Source organism: Nocardia carnea (assembly GCF_029868855.1).
GTDB lineage: Bacteria > Actinomycetota > Actinomycetes > Mycobacteriales > Mycobacteriaceae > Nocardia > Nocardia carnea_A.
The window spans coordinates 1-2,270 of record NZ_JARWOV010000308.1; the positions used below are offsets into that span (position 1 = coordinate 1).

General features: G+C 71.6%; 1 protein-coding gene. It reads right to left on the reverse strand.

The genetic code is table 11. The features are described from left to right. Nucleotides 1-460: 460 nt before the first annotated feature. Nucleotides 461-1,828, reverse strand: coding sequence for a protoporphyrinogen oxidase (locus QH195_RS31945; protein WP_280438123.1), 1,368 nt, complete (start codon nucleotides 1,826-1,828; stop codon nucleotides 461-463). Nucleotides 1,829-2,270: the final 442 nt, after the last annotated feature.

Consider the following 2,270-nt stretch of genomic DNA (forward strand, 5'->3'; position numbering starts at 1 on the left):
TTGTGTTTGGTGTCGTCTCGCGTTTCTTCCGCGCCCCCCCCCTCCCCCCCATCCCCCCCCCCCACTTTACCCCACCCGCTCCCTTGTGGGCGGGCGCCGCCGCCCGGCGCCGCGGTCCCGCGCCGCCCCCCGCCCCCCCCACTAGGGGCGGGTCGCGATTATTCCCTCCCTCGCGCTGTACGCCCGCTTCGTCGCTCCGGAACCGAGACGCGCACCGAACCCTGGATAGGCAGTCCGCGAATTCGGTGGTTCATACCGATTCACCGGCGGTAGCGGCAGCCCCTTACGGAGAAGGTCACTCACCCTCACCCGGACGCGGCGAACCCTTTCGTGTCGATGGCGCGCTTCGCTCGTGACGCCGCCTACCGGCGGTTACCGCCTGCTCCCCGGCCCGCAGGTCATATGTGCAGCGATGCCCGGCTTCCACCCGCGAATCCGTATCGACGGCGGGCCCGCGGGGTCACCGACCGGCGGAGGTCGAATCGGCGCATGCGGCGGCGATCCGACGGGCCGCGGCGGTGGCCGACGCGACGCAGGCCGGCACGCCCACACCGTTCAGGTACGCGCCGGTCACTGCGAGATCGTCGAAACCCGCCAGCCCGGCTTCGATTTCGGCGACCCGTTCGGTGTGGCCGGGTGCGTACTGCGCGAGCCCACCGGGCCAGCGCTGGACGACCGCCGACTGCGGCGCGATCGCGACACCGGTGACGGTGGCGAGGTCGGCAGTGGCGGCGGCGACCAGGTCGGTGTCGGATAGTGCCGTTGCGGTGTCGTCGCCGAAACGTCCGAACGATACCCGGACCACCGCGACATCCCGCGCCGCCAGATGCGGCCATTTCCGGCTCGACAGCGTGAACGCCTTGGCCCGCAGCGATTCGCCGGTCGCCACCAGCACACCCGAGTTCGGCGGTAACGCGGTGTCCTTCGGCAGCTCCAGTACGACGAGCGCCGACGAGGACAGTTCGATTCCCCCGGCCGCCCGCGCGGCATCCGGGGCCACCTCGGCCAGCAGTCGGGCCGTCACCGGCGCCGGGGTGGCGAGCACCACCGCGTCGAACTCACCGACGGGGTCCACCCGCCAGCCGCCGGGCACCCGGTGCAGAGCATCGACCGCGGTATCGCGGACCGCAGTCGCCGCGGTCTGCTCGGCCAGCGCGCTGATCAGCACCCCGTAACCGTCGCGCAGCGCACCGAATACCGGCGCGTCCGACGGCGGCGGCAGTGTGGCCGAGACGGCGGCGGTCAGACTGGTGGCACCCCGGTCGAGGGCGGCGGCCAGCGTGGGCAGGGCCGCGCGCAGCCCGATCGAACGGGCCGTACCGGCGTATACGCCGCCGAGCAAGGGGTCGACACCGCGCGCGACGGTCTGCGCCCCGAACCGGTCCGCAACCAGGGAATACACGTCGATATCCGCACCGGGCCGCCAGCTGAAAGGACGGCTGGGCTCATCGGCTATCCGCGCCACGGTTTCCGCGTCGAGTAGTCCTGCGACCGTCTCGGGGCCGGACGGGATGCCCATCAGTGTTCGTTCCGGCAGTGGACGCGTCCGCCCGCCGGCCCACACCAACGGCCGCAAACCTGCCGGATGCACCAACTGTTCGGTGATCCCGAGTTCCCGCAACAATGCCGGCACCTCCGGCCGCCGCCCTACGAACGCTTCCGCACCCAGGTCGACCGGTTCACCGCCGACCGACTCCGTCCGCAGCACGCCGCCCAGCCGGGCACGGCCTTCGATCACGGTGAGCTCCGCCGCGGCACCCAGCGCCTGCCGCAGCCGGAACGCCGCGACCAAACCACTGATCCCCCCACCGACCACCGCGATTCTCATACCCCGACGGTAACCGGTACTCCGCAGCCGGCGGTGTTTACCCTGCCCACACCCGCGGTATGCAGAAAACACACTGCGCCACAAGCGCTGTCACGCCGGGCAAGCCGTCGAAGCCTCGCAACCGGCGAATCTCCGGCGGTCCCGGACGGCCGCACGTACCAACCCGATCCGCACGTCGACTTCGCGCGCGGGCGAACCCCTGGGTACGACCGTGCTGTGCGGCCACCGTGACGGTCGGGCCCATCGGTTTCACAGGATCGGCCGGTACCGCGGCCGTCACCTGGGCTCCACCATCCGCAGGGGTCAGAGGTCGGCGAGCTGCGGTACGACCGACCCCACGCTGTCGATCCACGCCGCCGGCGAGCCACCGGGCGGCATCACGATCGCGGTGTGCACCCCGAGGTCGGCGTAACCGGCCATCTGCCGGACGAAATCGTCGAGC

Coding starts and splice junctions, on each gene's coding strand:
- QH195_RS31945 (WP_280438123.1), bottom strand. CDS start 1,828: ATGAGAATCGCGGTGGTCGGTGGGGGGATCAGTGGTTTGGTCGCGGCG.